Source organism: Kitasatospora sp. NPDC090308, from assembly GCF_044769485.1.
Taxonomy (GTDB): domain Bacteria; phylum Actinomycetota; class Actinomycetes; order Streptomycetales; family Streptomycetaceae; genus Kitasatospora; species Kitasatospora fiedleri.
In genome coordinates, this window is record NZ_JBIVXY010000004.1 from 139,314 (window position 1) to 154,868 (window position 15,555).

The 15,555-nt window shown below is 74.9% G+C and carries 13 protein-coding genes and 1 pseudogene; 4 read left to right on the forward strand and 10 right to left on the reverse strand.

Features of this window, described 5'->3' with window-relative positions:
* Nucleotides 1-154: 154 nt before the first annotated feature.
* Both ACIQVD_RS11180 and ACIQVD_RS11185 read left to right on the forward strand, forming a co-directional pair.
* Nucleotides 155-724 carry a TetR/AcrR family transcriptional regulator gene (locus ACIQVD_RS11180; protein WP_402287961.1) on the forward strand — a complete coding sequence of 190 codons (570 nt, stop codon included), beginning with the start codon at nucleotides 155-157 and terminating at the stop codon, nucleotides 722-724.
* Between the two features lie 159 nt (nucleotides 725-883).
* Entirely contained in the window at nucleotides 884-2,341 is a 1,458-nt protein-coding gene (locus tag ACIQVD_RS11185) for an amidase (RefSeq protein ID WP_402287964.1), read from the forward strand.
* An 83-nt stretch (nucleotides 2,342-2,424) separates the two neighbouring features.
* Here the strand turns inward: ACIQVD_RS11185 and ACIQVD_RS11190 are convergent, their stop codons facing one another.
* The 8 genes and pseudogenes from ACIQVD_RS11190 to ACIQVD_RS11225 form a co-directional block, all read right to left on the reverse strand.
* Entirely contained in the window at nucleotides 2,425-2,685 is a 261-nt protein-coding gene (locus ACIQVD_RS11190) for a hypothetical protein (RefSeq protein WP_400685300.1), read from the reverse strand.
* The gene (locus ACIQVD_RS11195; protein WP_400685297.1) at nucleotides 2,682-2,945 is read right to left on the reverse strand and encodes a hypothetical protein; all 264 of its coding nucleotides are present in this window, start codon (nucleotides 2,943-2,945) and stop codon (nucleotides 2,682-2,684) included. The genes ACIQVD_RS11190 and ACIQVD_RS11195 overlap by 4 nt, the downstream gene beginning before the upstream one ends.
* A gap of 97 nt (nucleotides 2,946-3,042) precedes the next feature.
* Nucleotides 3,043-3,611: pseudogene (locus tag ACIQVD_RS11200) on the reverse strand (Uma2 family endonuclease).
* Nucleotides 3,612-3,763: 152 nt separating this feature from the next.
* Complete coding sequence (locus ACIQVD_RS11205) at nucleotides 3,764-4,192, reverse strand: VOC family protein (protein ID WP_111551509.1); 429 nt, start codon at nucleotides 4,190-4,192, stop codon at nucleotides 3,764-3,766.
* A 138-nt stretch (nucleotides 4,193-4,330) separates the two neighbouring features.
* Nucleotides 4,331-4,786, reverse strand: coding sequence for a MaoC family dehydratase (locus ACIQVD_RS11210; RefSeq protein ID WP_402287968.1), 456 nt, complete (start codon nucleotides 4,784-4,786; stop codon nucleotides 4,331-4,333).
* 34 nt (nucleotides 4,787-4,820) lie between these two features.
* Nucleotides 4,821-6,308, reverse strand: a complete 1,488-nt coding sequence (locus ACIQVD_RS11215; RefSeq protein ID WP_402287970.1) for a long-chain fatty acid--CoA ligase — start codon at nucleotides 6,306-6,308, stop codon at nucleotides 4,821-4,823.
* 31 nt (nucleotides 6,309-6,339) lie between these two features.
* Nucleotides 6,340-7,212 (reverse strand): amidohydrolase family protein, encoded by an 873-nt coding sequence (locus ACIQVD_RS11220; protein ID WP_400685291.1) that lies wholly within the window; start codon nucleotides 7,210-7,212, stop codon nucleotides 6,340-6,342.
* On the reverse strand, nucleotides 7,209-8,228 hold the full coding sequence (locus ACIQVD_RS11225) for an SDR family oxidoreductase (RefSeq protein WP_400685289.1): 1,020 nt from the start codon (nucleotides 8,226-8,228) through the stop codon (nucleotides 7,209-7,211). The genes ACIQVD_RS11220 and ACIQVD_RS11225 overlap by 4 nt, the downstream gene beginning before the upstream one ends.
* A 71-nt stretch (nucleotides 8,229-8,299) precedes the next feature.
* Between ACIQVD_RS11225 and ACIQVD_RS11230 the strand changes: the two genes are divergently transcribed.
* Nucleotides 8,300-8,734 carry a MarR family winged helix-turn-helix transcriptional regulator gene (locus tag ACIQVD_RS11230; RefSeq protein WP_402287974.1) on the forward strand — a complete coding sequence of 145 codons (435 nt, stop codon included), beginning with the start codon at nucleotides 8,300-8,302 and terminating at the stop codon, nucleotides 8,732-8,734.
* Between the two features lie 120 nt (nucleotides 8,735-8,854).
* Here ACIQVD_RS11230 and ACIQVD_RS11235 read toward each other — a convergent pair whose 3' ends face one another.
* Nucleotides 8,855-9,868, reverse strand: a complete 1,014-nt coding sequence (locus tag ACIQVD_RS11235) for a phosphotransferase (RefSeq protein ID WP_402287976.1) — start codon at nucleotides 9,866-9,868, stop codon at nucleotides 8,855-8,857.
* A 501-nt stretch (nucleotides 9,869-10,369) separates the two neighbouring features.
* Nucleotides 10,370-11,875 carry a helix-turn-helix domain-containing protein gene (locus ACIQVD_RS11240; RefSeq protein ID WP_402287979.1) on the reverse strand — a complete coding sequence of 502 codons (1,506 nt, stop codon included), beginning with the start codon at nucleotides 11,873-11,875 and terminating at the stop codon, nucleotides 10,370-10,372.
* 306 nt (nucleotides 11,876-12,181) lie between these two features.
* On the opposite strand from ACIQVD_RS11240, the gene ACIQVD_RS11245 reads away from it, so the two are divergent.
* Complete coding sequence (locus ACIQVD_RS11245; protein ID WP_402287982.1) at nucleotides 12,182-15,373, forward strand: M28 family peptidase; 3,192 nt, start codon at nucleotides 12,182-12,184, stop codon at nucleotides 15,371-15,373.
* Nucleotides 15,374-15,555: the final 182 nt, after the last annotated feature.

Sequence of the window (15,555 nt, forward strand, 5' to 3'; positions counted from 1 at the left end):
CGGCCTGGGAGGGCGTGGCAGGGGGTGCGCAACGGGCGGACGCGCGCCGGGGGACTTCGCCGGCGGCGTCATGCAACGGCGTTGTGCAACGTTGTTGTATGACAAGATTGCACCTGCCCGCCACCCGGTCAACACTTTCCGGAGGAGTACGCCGATGCCGATCGAGGTCGACCAGGAAGACCGCCTGGCCCGGATCGCCGACGCCACCATCGAGGTCGCCCGCACCCGCGGCGTCCGGGCCGTCACCATCCGCGCCGTGGCGCAGGAACTCGGCGGCTCCACCGCGATGATCACCAACTACCTGCCCACCCGCTCCGCCCTGATCGCCAACGCCCTGCGCCACGCGGAGCGCCACTGGGCCGGGGAGACCGAGGCCCTGCTCGCCGGGCACAGCGGCCCGGACCGCCTGCTGACCCTGGCCGAGTGGATGTGCACCACCGAGCGCGACGACGAGGTGATGCGGCGCCTGCTCGCCGAGATCGTCAGCGAGGGCGACGGCTCCGACGCCGCCGTCCTGGTCGCCGAACTCGCCCGCGACCACCGGGCCGCCCTGGACCCGCTGCTCGCCGAGGCCGGCATCACCGACCCGGGCGCCGCGGACCTGCTCCACCTGCTCTTCCGCGGCTACTGGCTCTCCACCCTGGAGGACCCGGCGCACTGGCCCGCCCCCCGCGGCGCGAACGCCGCCCGCACCGCGGTGCGCCTGCTCACCGGCCGGGCCTGAGGCGCGCCCGCCGGGCGGGGGACGCGCCCGCGCGGACGCGGGGCGCGGGGCCCGGACCTTGACTTCATCAAACGTTGTTGCATAACGTCGTCACATCTTGTGCGTCAGCACTCCCCCTCCGCGCGTTCCGCCGGAGCGCGCGCCCTCGTAGAGGCGTTCATGGACAACCACTCCCTCCCCACCCGGCCGTGGCAGCTCACGGCCGTCGAGGCCGCCGCCGCGATCCGCGACCGGTCCCTCTCCGCCACCGAGCTCGTGCGGTCCTGCCTGGACCGCGTCGAGGCCGTCAACCCGACCGTCAACGCGCTGGCCGACCTCCGCCCGGAGGAGAGCCTGGCCGCCGCCCGCGAGGCCGACCGGCGCACCGCCGCCGGCGAGGACCTCGGGCCGTTGCACGGCGTCCCCGTCTCCACGAAGATCAACACCGACCAGCGCGGCTTCGCCTCCTCGCACGGCGTGGCCGCGCTGGCCGGCACCCCGGCCGCCGAGGACGCCGCCTGCGTGGCGGCGCTGCGCGGCGCCGGCGCGGTCTTCCTGGGCCGCAGCAACGCGCCCGCGTTCTCCTACCGCTGGTTCAGCACCAACGACCTGCACGGCCGGACCCTCAACCCCTGGGCCCCCGACCGCACCCCCGGCGGCTCCAGCGGCGGCGCGGCGGCGGGCCTGGCCGCCGGGATGACCCCGCTCGCCCAGGGCAACGACATCGGCGGCTCGATCCGCTACCCGGCCGCCTGCTGTGGCGTGGTGGGCATCCGCCCGACGGTCGGCCGGGTCTCCAACTGGGCCGCGCCGGTCTTCGTCGACACCCCGGCGGGGCGCCAGCAGCTGGTGATGCCGCTGACCGTGCAGTCCTGCGCGGTCGAGGGCCCGCTGGCCCGCACCGTCGCGGACGCCCGCCTCGCGCTGCGCGTGATGACCACACCCGACCTGCGCGACCCGGCCGGCGTCCCCGCCCTGCCGGAGCGCCCCGCGCCCGGCACCCTCCCGGCGGTCGCGGTGGTGCGCTCGATCGGCACCGTCCCCAACCACCCGGCGGTGGAACGGGCGATCGACGCGGCCGTCGGCAAGCTCACCGAAGCCGGCTACCGGGTCGAGGAACTGGACGGCCTCCCGCTGCTCACCGAGGCGGCCCGGCTCTGGTCCCTGCTGATCTACGAGGACTTCCGCCCGACCATGCCGCTGGTCGACCGGGTCGGCGACCCGGGCGTGCGCACCTCGCTGGCCTACTCCTTCGCCGCCGCGGCCGCCGAGTGGGGCGAGGCCCCTTCGCTGGCCACGTACATCCACGGCTGGTCGCGGCGCGCCGCGCTGATCACCGAACTCCAGCAACTCCTGGGCCGCGAACGCCTGCTGCTCACCCCGGTGAGCGCCGAGCCGCCCTTCGAACAGGACGCGGACCTCGCCTCCCCCGAACGCGCCGCCGCCCTGGTCGCCGCCCAGTGGCCGATGGCGGCCGTCCCGATCCTGGGCTTCCCCGCCGCCACCGTCCCCGCCGCCCTGGTCGACGGCCTCCCGATGAGCGTCCAGCTGATCGGCGGCCGCTTCGAGGAGGAACTCGTCCTGGACGCCGCCCAGGCCGTCGAGGACCGCACCCCCCGCCTGACCCCCGCCCTCTGACCCCACCGCCCTCTGACCCCACCGCCCTCTGACCCCACCGCCCCCGGCCCCCGGGCCGGGGGCCCACCGGTCTCGCCGGCCGGTCAGCCGTCGAAGCCGGGGAGCCAGACCAGGCGCACCACGTCGATGGTGCGCTGGTCGGGGTTGACGAAGACCTCGGCGGTGACGGAGGGCGCCAGGACGACGTTGCGCAGGTCGCCCCATTCGTCGACGGGGCTGCCGGCCCGGTCGTCGAGGAGCACCAGGGAGGCGGTGACGAGCGCGAAGAGGATGTCGTCCGCCTTCGAGATCGCGACCATGGTGTGCGCGGGTTGGTCCTGGAGCCATATCCGCCAACCGCTCACGCGGCAGCTCCGGCCTGCTGCGCCCGCCCGGTGGCGAGCACCGGCGCGACCGCCGCCCGGAACCCGCTCCGATCGCTCCCGTAGGCGCCGGACATGGCCCGCAGCCACCACGTGGTGATCACGGCCTCCCGGTCCGCCGGGTCCTCGACGGGCCCGAGCTCGCCGTAGAACCGGGCCCGCTCCTCGTACGTGAGCGCCTGCTCGATGCCGTTGATGCTGCGCGGCACGCGCAACGCCCCGGTCTCCGCTGTCGCCGTCATGCCCCTGCCCTCCCGTGCGTCTGCCTCGACCGTACCCCTCCCCACCGCGGGCGTCCGCCACTCCCCCCGCCATCGGGCCGGAGGCGGCGGGTCCGGTTCAGAAACGGCCGGTGTCCAGGTCCGGGTCGAACGGGGCGGGGAGGCGGACGGGGCTGCCGAAGGGGTGGGGGCCGTCGACCTCCGCGTGGCCGAGGCGGCCGGGGCCGGAGAAGACGGTGCACTCGCGCTGCTGACGGACCACCAGCAGGCGGACGGGGGGTACCGTACCGGCCGTGGCGGCGGCGCTTGGCGGGGCGGTCGGTCTCGCCGTTGGACGGCGAGGTGACCTCGACCACCGGCAGGGTCCGGTCCGGGAGCAGGGCGCCCTCGGTCTTCGCGGCGAGTCCGGCCGGGACGACCGCCGGGTCGGGGGTGGACCAGTTCTCGCTGCCGGGCAGGTCGAGGGTGCCGGAGCCGGAGACCAGGCCGAGTTCCTCCAGCCGCGGGGTCAGCTGCCGGCGCACCGCCTCGGCCGCGTTCTCGTGCGCCCAGGACGGCGACCCGAGGGGTGATGACTCCCGCGATGATCTCGGCGCGGCCCCCCGCGACGTGCTGGATCGCGTACTTCAGGGCCCGCTCGGGGTCACTGACGCTGTGGTCCCGGGGGACGCGGGCCGCCGTACTCATGACGCGCCGCTTCCTCTGCTCCCGTCCGATTCTCCTCCGGCCGGGGCGGGCACGGCCGCGCGCGCCCGGGGGCGTTCACCGTTTCGGGTCGGTGCCCCCGCTCGTCGGGCCGGAGACGGGGACGGGGGCGGGGACGGGGACGGAGACGGGGGTCAGTCGATGCAGAACTCGTTGCCCTCGACGTCCTGCATGACGATGCAGGAGTCGTCACCGCCGTCGTACAGCAGCCGGACCCGGACGGCGCCGAGGGGGAGCAGGCGGGTGCATTCGGCTTCCAGGGCGGCGAGGCGCTCCTCGCCGAGGAGGCCGGTGCCGACCCTGACGTCGAGGTGGACGCGGTTCTTGACCGTCTTGCCCTCGGGGACGCGCTGGAAGTAGAGGCGGGGGCCGACGCCGGTGGGGTCGGTGCAGGCGGACCACGAGCCGCGTTCGGCGGGCGGGAGGGAGTCCTCGTACCGCTCCCAGCTGTCGAAGCCCTTGGGCGGGTGGGACTCGTAGCCGAGCACCTCGCACCAGAAGCGGGCGACGCGGGCGGGTTCGGCGCAGTCGAAGGTGACCTGGAACTGTCTGAGCACTGCCATCGGGCCACCCTAACAGCGGGCCCGGTCGGGGTCGTCCGAATATCGGCGGGGCCGACCGCCGGCGTTCGGCGGTCGACCCGGCCCGGTTGACGGCGCGTCAGGGCGTCGGCGCGTCAGGGCGCCAGGTGCGTCAGGGCGTCAGGCGTAGAAGCGGGAGACGCTCTGTAGGACGGCGGCGGGCTTGGCGGCGCCCTCGATCTCGACGGTGCCGTCGACGGTGACCTGCACGCCGCCGGGGACGTCCTCGACGGCGGCGAGGCGGGCGGTCAGGCGGATCCGGGAGCCGGCCCTGACCGGGGCGGGGAAGCGGACCTTGTTGAGGCCGTAGTTGACCTTGGTGGTGACGCCCTCGACCTCCAGCAGTTCGGTGAAGAGCGGGATGAACAGGGAGAGCGTCAGGTGGCCGTGCGCGACGGGCGCGCCGAACGGGCCGGTGGCGGCGCGTTCGGGGTCGGTGTGGATCCACTGGTGGTCGTCGGTGGCGTCGGCGAAGGTGTCGATGCGCCGCTGGGTGACGTCGAGCCAGGAGCTGCTGCCGAGGTCGGTGCCGGCCAGGGCCTTGAGGGCGTCGAGCCCGTCGACGGTGCGTGCCATGGGGGTGGGCCTTTCGGGGAGGGGGACGGAGGGGTCAGTTGCCGTACCGGGCGCGGAGCCGGTGCTTGAGGAGCTTTCCGGAGGCGGTGCGCGGCAGTTCGTCCGCGAGCACCAGCGTCCGGGGGAGCTTGTACCTGGCGAGCCGCCCGGCCAGGGCGGCGAGCAGCGCGTCCGGATCGGGTGCCGTGCCCGCGGCGGGGACGACGACGGCCCGGCCGACCTCGCCCCACTTGGCGTCGGGGACGCCGTAGACGGCGCACTCGGCGACGCCGGGCAGGGCGAGCAGGGCCTCCTCGACCTCGGCGGGGTAGACGTTCTCGCCGCCGGAGATGTACATGTCCTTGATCCGGTCGGCGATGGTGAGGTAGCCGTCGGCGTCGGCCCGGGCGGCGTCGCCGCTGCGGAACCAGCCGTCCCGGAAGGACTGCGCGGTGGCCTCGGGCAGGCCCCAGTAGCCGGGGCCGACGTGCGGGCCGCTGACCAGGATCTCGCCGGTCTCGCCGACGCCCGCCTCCCGCCCGTCCGGGGCGGCCAGCCGCACGTCGGTGAAGAAGTGCGGCACGCCCGCGCTGCCGGCCTTGGCGACGGCGTGCTCGGCGTCCAGGAAGAGGGCGCCGGGGCCGGTCTCGGTCATGCCGTAGCCCTGCTGGAAGGAGAGGCCGCGGCGCAGGTAGGTGTCGATCAGCGGGCGCGGGACGGGGGCGCCGCCGCAGTTGAGGATGCGCAGGCTGCGCAGGTCGGCGTCGGCCCAGCCGGGCTGGCGGGCCATCAGGTCGTACATGGTCGGCACGCCGAAGGTGTAGGTGATCCGTTCCCGGGCGATGAGTTCCAGCGCCCCGGCCGGGTCGAAGGACTCGACCAGGTGGCAGGTGCCGCCCTTGAGCAGGACGGGCAGGGTGAGCATGTTGAGGCCCGCGGTGTGGAACAGCGGGGCGTTGACCAGGGCCCGGTCGTCGGCCCGCAGGTCGGTGTCGACCAGGACGTTGTAGGCGTTCCAGGTGAGGTTACCGTGGGTGAGCAGGGCGCCCTTGGGACGGCCGGTGGTGCCCGAGGTGTACATGATCAGGCAGGTGTCGTCCAGGCCGACGGGTTCGTCGACCGGGGTGCGGTCGGCCCCGGCCAGCCAGGACTCGTACGCCGCGCCGACCTCCACCGCCACCGGCACCGCGCCGGGCGGGACCAGCGGGGCGCAGCCGGGCGCGTGGACCAGTACCCGGGCCCCGCAGTCGTCGAGTTGGTGGGCGATCTCGGGCCGGGCCAGGCGGGTGTTGAGCGGGACGAAGAGCGCGCCGAGCAGGCCGGTGGCGAACAGCGTCTCCAGGAGGGCGGGGTGGTTGGGGCCGAGGTAGGCGACCCGGTCGCCGCGGCGGACGCCGGCGGTGCGCAGGGCGTGGGCCAGCCGGGTGGTGCGGTCGTGCAGGTCGGCGTAGCTGTGGCGGCGCCCGTCGTGGACGAGGGCGGTGCGGTGCGGGGTCTTCCGGGCCCGGCGGGCGGGCCAGGAGCCGGTTCCCTGGTTGCGCATGGGGCGGGTGACTGCCTTTCCACTCATGGCGTCACGGCTGGGCGAGTCCGAGCAGCCGGGCGGCGTTGTCCTTGAGGATCTTCGGCCGGACCTCGTCCTTGATCGGCAGCTGCGCGAAGTCGGCGAGCCAGCGGTCGGGGGTGAGCACGGGGTAGTCGGAGCCGAACAGCACCTTGTCCTGGAGCAGGGTGTTGGCGTACCGGACGAGCTGCGGCGGGAAGTACCTGGGCGACCAGCCGGAGAGGTCGATGTGCACGCCGGGCTTGTGGGTGGCGACGGCCAGCGCCTCGTCCTGCCAGGGGAAGGACGGATGGGCGAGGATCACCTTCAGGTGCGGGAAGTCGGCGGCGACGTCGTCCACGTGCAGCGGGTTGGAGTACTTGAGCCGGATGCCGCCCCCGCCGGGGACGCCCGCGCCGATGCCGGTCTGGCCGGTGTGGAAGAGCGCGACGGTGCCGGTCTCCTCGATCAGCTCGTACAGCGGGTAGGCGAGCCGGTCGTTGGGGAAGAAGCCCTGGATGCTGGGGTGGAACTTGAAGCCCCGGACGCCGTGCTCCTCGACCAGGCGGCGGGCCAGCCGGACGCCCGCCCTGCCGCGGAACGGGTCGATCGAGGCGAACGGGATGAGCACGTCGGCGTTGGCGGCGGCGGCCTCGGCGATCTCCTCGTTGGGGACGGGCGGGCGGCCGGTGGCGTGTTCGGCGTCGACGGTGAACACCACGGCGGCCATCCGCCGCTCGCGGTAGTACGCGGCAAGTTCGGTGACGGTGGGCCTGCGGTCGCCGGCCACCTTGAAGTAGCCGCTGGAGGCCGCGTTCAGCTCCTCGTCGAGCGCGGTGTGGCCGTGCGCGGAGACCTCGGCGTGGGTGTGGACGTCGATCGCGGTCAGCTCGGCGGGGTTCACTCCGCTCCGCCCGGGACGGCGGGGGCGGCGGCCGGGACGGCGGGGGCGGCGGCGGCCGGGACGGCGGGGGCGGGGATGCCGACGGTCTGCGGCTCGCGGCCGACCGAGGTGGCCCAGGCGGCGGCGATGGTCTCCGGGCGCCAGCCGCCGTCGGCGTAGGCCACGGCCGCCTCCTGCGGGTGCGACCAGAGGGCGAGCCTGTCGCCGCCGATGCCGATGCACTGGCCGGTGACCTCGCGGGCGGCGTCGGAGGCCAGGAAGGGGACCAGCGCGGCGCAGTCCTCGGCGGTGCCGAAGCCCTCGCCCTTGCGCAGGAAGTCGGGCAGCGGGGCGCCCTGCCGCATCGCCTCGACGTACGGGGCGAAGGCGGGGACGGTCTCGGTCATCGCGGTGGCCGCGACCGGGACGACGGCGTTGACGGTGATGCCGGACCGGCCGAGCTCCATCGACCAGGTGCGCGCCATCGCGGCGATCCCGGCCTTGGCGGCGGCGTAGTTGGTCTGGCCGAAGTTGCCGCGCTGCCCGGCCGGGGAGCCGATCAGGATCAGCCGGCCGCCCTCGCCCTGTTCGCGCATCCGGACGGCGGCGGCCCGGGCGCAGGTGAAGGTGCCGCGCAGGTGGGTGGCGACGACGGCGTCGAAGTCCTCGTCGGTCATCTTCCACAGCACCCGGTCGCGGAGGATGCCCGCGTTGGTGACCATCACGTCCAGCCGCCCGAAGGCGTCGACGGCCCGGTCCACCAGGGCCTGCGCGGCCTCGGCGGTGCCGACGGCGGCGGCCACCGCGACGGCCCGGCCGCCCGCGGCGGTGAGGGTGGCGGCCGCGGCGTCGGCGACCTCGGCGTCCAGGTCGTTGACCACGACGGCGGCGCCCGCCGCCGCCAGCGCGGTGGCGTAGGCCAGGCCGAGACCGCGCCCGCTGCCGGTGACCACGGCGACCTTGCCGGTCAGGTCGAGGGGCTGACGGCCGTTCGGGGCGGCCGGTGGGTTCTGGGAGGTTTCGTTGCTCATGGCCATTGAAGCTAGGAACAATCATTGTTGATGTCAATGATTGTTCCGAACATCTTCGCTCTGGCATGATGACCCCCATGAGCGACGACCCCTGGATGCACGGCCTGCACGCCGACACCGGCTACCTGCTGTACCGCCTCGGCCTGCGTTCCGGCAGCGCGTTCAACGCCGCCCTGGAACAGCACGGCCTCCGGCTGCGCCACCACGCGATCCTGCGCTACCTCGCCACCGTCGACGGCGCCCGCCAACGCGAACTCGCCGACCGCCTCGGCTACGACCCCAGCGCGATCGTCTCCCTGCTGGACGACCTCCAGCGCCTGGGCCTGGCCGAACGCCGCCCCGACCCGGCCGACCGCCGCAGCCGCCAGGTCGTCCTCACCCCCGCCGGCCACGCCCTGCTCCGCACCGCCGACCACGACAGCCGCCGCGTCACCGAGGACCTCCTCACCCCCCTCTCCCCCACCGAACGCGCCACCCTCAACACCCTGCTCCAACGCCTCGCGACCCCCTGACGGCCCGACGGGAACGCCGGCGGCCCGCACCACCTCCGTGACGGGAGGGCGGTACGGGCCTCGGGTCGGTCGGCTGGCTGGCTGGCTGGCTGGCTGGCTGGGGGACGGTGGCGGGGCGGTTCAGTGGAGCAGGCTGGTCCAGCCGTCGAGGGAGCGGATGATCCGGGGGAGGTCGCGGGCGGTGGCGGTGACGATCCGCAGTCCGTGGGCCCGCTGTTCGGGGGTGGCGGCGCGGTGGCCCAGGGCCAGCCACAGGGACCAGGCGGTGAAGGCGAGTTGGCTGCGCAGCAGGCCCGCGAAGGCAGACGGGTCGGCGGGGCCGGGCGGGCCGTCGGCGTGCAGGTAGGCGGCGAGCAGGGGGCGTACCAGCCGGGGGTCGGGGGCGACGGTGGGGCCGTCGACGGGGGTGGCGAACCGGAAGGCCACGTCCACCGCCTCCCACCAGGGGACTTCCGCCCGGGCGGTCTCCCAGTCGATCAGCGCGTAGCCGTCGGGGGTGCGCAGCACGTTCGCCCGGGAGGTGTCGCCGTGCACCAGGACGGCGGCGGGGGCCGCGCGCATCGCGTCGTGCACCAGGGCGGTGGCGTCGGCGACCACCGGGAGCAGGGCGCGGGCCGGTGCGGCCACCGGGAGCCCGCCCGCCTCCGCTTCGGCCACCCACTCCCGCCACTCCGCCACGGGGTGCGGCGGGTCGGGCTCGCCGCCACCGGTGTCCAGGCCCGCGATCCGGGCCAGCGTACGGCCGACCCACCCGGTGGCCGCCGTGGCGTCGGCGTCGGCATCGACTCCGGCCTGCCGGAGGTCGTGCCCGTCCAGCCAGGCGCTGACCCGGACCACCGTCCGCTCGTCCACGGACGGCCGGTGCCAGTAGCCGACGGCCGGAGCGGGCGGTTCGACGGGGCGCGGCATGGCGATCCCGGCTGCCAGCGCCGCCCGCTGCAGGCGGTGCACCCGGCGGGCCTGCTCCAGGTGCCAATCGCTCAGCAACCGGCCCGTCCGCACCGTCCACCTCCCCCGCGAGGTGATCAGCAGCCGACTGTCGGTCGGGGCACCCCCGTTGTCGAGCGAACGCCAGGGCCCCGAGGGCCGCCCCAGCCCGAAAGCGGCTGCCACCGCGACGCCGTCGATTCCCATCCGCCGAGTCTGCCGCCCGCCCCCACCCACCCGCACCCGAATTCCCGCACCCGCCCGCCCAGTTGTCGCCACCGCCGTCCCGCACCGACCGCCACCCCGCCCCCGGCGATCGGCCCTGACCGCACACGTCGGGCAGTGCGCGGCGGCCCAAGGCGGAGAGCAACGAACCCCCGCCCCACCAACACCGTCCGCCCCTCACCCGCCCACGCGGCAGCGTCAGATCGCCGCCCCCACCCGCACCACCGCCCCCGACCCCCAGCGGTCAGCACCCGCAGCCCGGCAGACACCCACACCACACAGCCCGCAGCCGACCAGAGCCGAAACAACAACCCACCCACGCGGCAACGTCAGATCGCTGACCCAACCGCGCCACCGCCTCCACCGCCCCCTGCCCCCTGCCCCCTGCCCCCAGCGCCCGTAGCCCGGCAGACACCCACACCACACAACCCACCCCCGCCCCACCAACACCGTCCGCCCCCCACACCCGCCCACGCGGCAACGTCAGATCGCCGCCCCCACCCGCATCACCGCCTCCACCGCCCCCGACCCCCAGCGGTCGGCGCCCGCGGCGAGGCGGGTGCGCAGGCCGCGGAGTTCGTGGCGGACCAGGGCGGGGAGCGGGGTGCCGTCGGTGTCGAGGACGGGGGTGAGGGTGACGAGCGCGGTGTGCGGGTCGTCGGCGCAGAGGTGGCAGTCGGCGATCCGGACGGTGAGCATGGCGCGGGCGGCCGGGAGTCGGTCGTCGCCGAGCAGGTCGAGTGCGGCGGTGGCGGCGGTCAGGGCGCGGTGGGCGAGGCGGGGGTCGGCGGTGGCGGCGGCCAGGTCGCGCAGGGCGGCGGAGGAGCCGGATTCGACGCGTAGGCGCAGGGCGGCGGGGGCGAGCCAGGGGACGTGTTCCTCGGTGTCGACGGCGGTGGCGGGCCGGTCGAGGTGCTGGCGGGCGCGGCCGAGGTGCCGGACGGTGGCGCGGATGTCGCCGGCGAGGGCGGTGGCGCGGGCTTCGCCGAGGGTGGCGAGGGCGTCGGACCAGTGGCGTCCGGGGGCGGCGCGGCGGATCTCGCGGGCGTAGTCGCCGGCCGAGGCGGGGTCGTCGTCGAGCAGGCCGAGGACGGCCATGTCGCTGAGGGCGGCGACCTGGGTGGTGGCGTCGCCGGCCAGCGCGGCCCAGCCGAGGGCGCGGTCGAAGCAGGCCATCGCGGTGGCGGGGCGTCCGCCGTGCAGGCGCAGGCTGCCCGCGGCGTGGGCGTACTCGGCGGCGAGGCGGGCCAGGACCCGGCGGTGCCGGGCGGGGGCGTCGGCGAGCCGGGCGACGACGGCGCGCAGGGTGCCCTCGATCACGGCGCCCGGTCCGCTCCCGCCGAACGCCCGTTCCCCCGGCCCCTGTTCGCCCGGACCCCGGCCACCCGTGCTCCGTCCACCCGGAACCCGCCCACCCGCCGCCGACCCGGCCATGGCCCGTTCGGCGCCGTTGAGCTGGGCGCCGAGGACGGCGGCGAGGGCGTGCACGGTGTCGGTGTCGAGGGGTGCGGCGGGGTCGGCGCAGAACGCGGCGTGCAGGGCGACGGCGGTGGCGGGGGGCGGGAGGTGGCAGCCGGTGGCGCCGTGCAGCGGGCACTGGACGTCGTAGCCGGGGAGGGTGGCGGTGCAGTCGTCGGCGGGGACGGTGGCGGGTCCGGCGGGGAGGGTGCCGGTGCCGGGGGGCAGCGGGGGGCGCAGCAGGTGCGGGGGGAGGGCGGGGCGGTCGCCCTCGGCGCTCTCGGCGCGGTGGTAGCAGCGGGTGAGTTCGCCGCCGCTGCCGAGGAGTTCGTCGATCCGGCGGACCAGTCGGGGGGTGGCACGGCGGATGCCGTGTTCGAGCCGGCTGACGGCGGTGTGGTCGTAGCCGACGGCGGCGCCGAGTTGGGCCTGGGTCCAGCCGGCGTCGCGGCGCCAGTGGCGCAGCAGGGCGCCGAACTCCTGCCAGCTGCCGCCGTCCGGCAGTTCGACCGGGTTGGGTGCTCCCAGCATGCGCCGACACCTCCCCCGGTTGCGCTTCCGTCCCTGCCGTCGAGCGTTCCTGCTGTCGAGACGGTACCCGGCCGGGGCGGGCCCGTACATGGTGTGGTCTGTACCTCTTCTTTGCCATCGCCCTTGCCGTGACCCTGGCCCGGAGCGCCCCGAACCCTTGCCGATGGCAGGTCAATTCCCTTCCCGATCAATGTATTTGACGGAATTTGCCATCCCGCTGCGGGGATTGTCAGGTCCGTTGACCGGGCCATGGCGGCGGTGTGAGGGTTCCGGGCACCCCCACATCCGAGGAGCTGAGGAGCTCTGATGAAACGCAGACTGCTGACCGCCGGCACCACCCTGGCCGTGCTGGGAGGCATGCTCGGTGGTTTCGCCGGACAGGCGAACGCCGCGCCTCCCCCCGCCCCGCTCGCCCCCACCCCGCTGGCCGCCGCCGTCTCGGCGGCGGACCTGGCGGCGTCGGCCGGGTCGGACGCACTGGCCAAGGGCCCGGACGAGAGCTACGAGCGCCGCGCCGTCACCCCGTTCCTGAACGGCCTGTACTCGGTCTCCTACGAGCGCAGTTACCGGGGCCTGCCGGTGGTCGGCGGCGACGCGGTGGTGCTCGCCGACGGCCAGGGCAGGGTCCGGGCGGTGCAGAACGCCGCGTCCGGGCCGGTCGGCGTGCCGACCGCGGCGAAGGTGAGTGCGGCGGCCGCGGCCAGGACGGCCCGCGCCGAGCTGGCGAGGGTCGACTCGGCCGAGGCCCCGCGCCTGGTGGTGCGGGTCAAGGACGGCACCTCGCGGCTGGCCTGGGAGTCGGTGCTGACCGGTGCGACCGCGGACCGGCCCAGCCACCTGCACGTGTTCGTGGACGCGGTGACCGGCGAGGTCGCCGACCGGTACGACGACGTCCGGGCCGGCACCATCAACAGCAAGTGGAACGGCCCGGCGGGCCTGACCATCAACACCACCGGCTCGGGCGGCTCGTACTCGCTGCGCGACCCGGGCCGCCCGGGCCTGAGCTGCGCCGACTACTCGACCGGCCAGGTCTTCGGCAAGTCCACCGACTCCTGGGGCACCGGGGCCGCCACCTCCAAGGAGACCGGCTGCGCCGACGCGATGTTCGCGGCGCAGAAGGAGTGGGACATGCTCCGGGACTGGCTGGGCCGCAACGGCCACAACGGCAACGGCGGCAGCTGGCCGGTCAAGGTCGGCCTGAACGACGTCAACGCGTACTGGGACGGCTCGTCGATCTCGATCGGCCACAGCCAGTCCAACGAGTGGATCGCGGCGATCGACGTGGTGGGCCACGAGTTCGGCCACGGCATCGACCAGTACACCCCGGGCGGCGCGAACAACGAGTCGGGCCTGGGCGAGGCGACCGGCGACATCATGGGCGCGCTGACCGAGGCGTACGCCAACGAGCCGGCCCCGTACGACTCCCCGGACTACACGGTCGGCGAGATGATCAACCTGGTCGGGCAGGGCCCGATCCGGGTGATGTACAACCCCTCGCAGGTCTCCGGCAACCCGAACTGCTACTCGGCCTCGATCCCGAACACCGAGGAGCACGCGGCGGCCGGACCGCTGAACCACTGGTTCTACCTGCTGGCGGAGGGCTCCAGCCCGGGCGGCGGCAAGCCGTCCAGCCCGACCTGCAACTCCTCGTCCGTCACCGGCCTCGGCATCCGCGACGCGGGCCGGGTCTTCTACGGCGGCATGCTGCTCAAGACCAGCGGCATGACGTACAAGAAGTACCGGACCGCGACCCTGACCGCGGCCAAGAACCTCGATCCGACCTGCACCTTCTTCAACCGCGCCAAGGCCGCCTGGGACGCGGTCAGCGTCCCGGCCCAGACCGGCGACCCGACCTGCGCGGCGGCCCCGACCAGCGACTACTCGCTGGCGCTGAACCCGGCCGCGGGCACCGTCCAGGCGGGCGGCTCGACCAGCGCGACCGTCTCCACGGCCGTCACCGCGGGCTCGGCGGCGAACGTCTCGCTGGCCGTGACCGGCGCGCCGTCCGGCACCACGGCGACGGTCTCCCCGGCCACCGTGCAGTCCGGCGGCTCGGCGACGCTGAACGTCAACGTCGGCGCGAGCACCCCGGCGGGCAGCTACACCCTGACGGTGACCGGCTCCGGTCCGGCCACCCACACCGCGCAGTACCAGCTGACGGTCGGCGGCGGGGGCAACCCGGGCGGCTCGGCGCCCGACATCGACGTGGCCAACGTGCAGGCGCACCTGGGCCAGCTGTACGCGGTCGCGCAGCAGAACGGCGGCAACCGCCGGGCCGGCAGCGCCGGTTACACCCAGTCGCTGGCGTACGTGAAGGGCCGGCTCCAGGCGGCGGGCTACACCGTCACCGAGCAGACCTGCACCTCGTGCACCTACACCGCCAACAACCTGATCGCCGACTGGCCCGGCGGCCCGTCCGACCAGGTCACCATGTTCGGCGCGCACCTGGACTCGGTCGCGGCCGGCCCGGGCATCAACGACAACGGCTCCGGTTCGGCCGTCCTGCTGGAGAACGCGCTCGTGCTGGCGCAGCAGAACCCGACCATGAGCCGGCACGTCCGGTTCGCCTGGTGGGCCGGCGAGGAGCAGGGCCTGCAGGGCTCGCAGTACTACGTGGGCCAGCTCTCCTCCGCCCAGCGCTCGGCGATCAAGGGCTACTACAACTTCGACATGGTCGGCTCCCCCAACGCCGGCTACTTCGTCAACAACCTCAACTCGGCCGCCGCCGCGCCGCTCAAGGCGTACTGGGACTCGCTGAACCTCCAGCCGGAGGAGAACGTCGAGGGCCAGGGCCGTTCGGACGACTACTCCTTCCAGCAGGGCGGCATCCCGACCTCGGGCTACGCCGCGGGCGCCAGCGCCGTCAAGACCGCGGCGCAGGCCGCCAAGTGGGGCGGCACCGCGAACCGCGCCTACGACTCCTGCTACCACTCCGCGTGCGACACCACCTCCAACGTGGACGCGACGGTGCTGAACCGGAACGCCGACGGGGTGGCGTACGCGATCTGGAAGACCTCGGTCGGCGGGACCACCACCCCGGCCAACGACTTCACCCTCGCGGTGAACCCGGCCACCGGCACCGTCCAGGCCGGTTCGGCGGCCACCGCCACGGTCTCCACCTCGACCAGCTCCGGCAGCGCGCAGAGCGTGGCGCTGACCGCGAGCGGCGCCCCGTCCGGCGCCACCGTCTCGTTCAGCCCGTCCTCCGTCACCAGCGGCGGCAGCGCGACCTTGACGGTCTCCACCTCCGCCACCACTCCCGCCGGCACCTACACCATCACGGTCACCGGCACCGGCCCCTCCGCCACCCACGGCACCGGCTACACCCTGGTGGTCGACGGCGGCGGCACCGGCGGCGGCACCTGGGCCGCGGGCGTGGCCTACAAGGCGGGTGACGTGGTCACCTACAACGGCGTCAGCTACAAGTGCCTGCAGGCCCACACCTCGCAGAGCACCTGGACCCCCGACGTCGTCCCGGCCCTGTGGCAGCGCCTGTAGCCGCCGGGCGCCGGTGAGCGGCGCGAGCGGGTGAGCGCGTGAGCGGGTGAGCGCGTGAGCGGGTGTGGCGCGCCCCGGGGGGGTCCCGGGGCGGCCCCCCCCCGGCCCGGGGGGGGGGGCGCGGCCGGGGGGGGGGGGGCCGTTAGCCCACCACACCCACCGGGCACCGAACAAGACCGGCG

What these genes read in the sequence shown, in the direction of transcription:
- ACIQVD_RS11240 (WP_402287979.1), bottom strand. Translation starts at nt 11,875, where the DNA reads ATGCTGGGAGCACCCAACCCGGTCGAACTGCCGGACGGCGGCAGCTGG.
- ACIQVD_RS11185 (WP_402287964.1), top strand. Translation starts at nt 884, where the DNA reads ATGGACAACCACTCCCTCCCCACCCGGCCGTGGCAGCTCACGGCCGTC.
- ACIQVD_RS11215 (WP_402287970.1), bottom strand. Translation starts at nt 6,308, where the DNA reads ATGCGCAACCAGGGAACCGGCTCCTGGCCCGCCCGCCGGGCCCGGAAG.
- ACIQVD_RS11210 (WP_402287968.1), bottom strand. Translation starts at nt 4,786, where the DNA reads ATGGCACGCACCGTCGACGGGCTCGACGCCCTCAAGGCCCTGGCCGGC.
- ACIQVD_RS11230 (WP_402287974.1), top strand. Translation starts at nt 8,300, where the DNA reads ATGAGCGACGACCCCTGGATGCACGGCCTGCACGCCGACACCGGCTAC.
- ACIQVD_RS11225 (WP_400685289.1), bottom strand. Translation starts at nt 8,228, where the DNA reads ATGGCCATGAGCAACGAAACCTCCCAGAACCCACCGGCCGCCCCGAAC.
- ACIQVD_RS11195 (WP_400685297.1), bottom strand. Translation starts at nt 2,945, where the DNA reads ATGACGGCGACAGCGGAGACCGGGGCGTTGCGCGTGCCGCGCAGCATC.
- ACIQVD_RS11180 (WP_402287961.1), top strand. Translation starts at nt 155, where the DNA reads ATGCCGATCGAGGTCGACCAGGAAGACCGCCTGGCCCGGATCGCCGAC.
- ACIQVD_RS11245 (WP_402287982.1), top strand. Translation starts at nt 12,182, where the DNA reads ATGAAACGCAGACTGCTGACCGCCGGCACCACCCTGGCCGTGCTGGGA.
- ACIQVD_RS11235 (WP_402287976.1), bottom strand. Translation starts at nt 9,868, where the DNA reads ATGGGAATCGACGGCGTCGCGGTGGCAGCCGCTTTCGGGCTGGGGCGG.
- ACIQVD_RS11205 (WP_111551509.1), bottom strand. Translation starts at nt 4,192, where the DNA reads ATGGCAGTGCTCAGACAGTTCCAGGTCACCTTCGACTGCGCCGAACCC.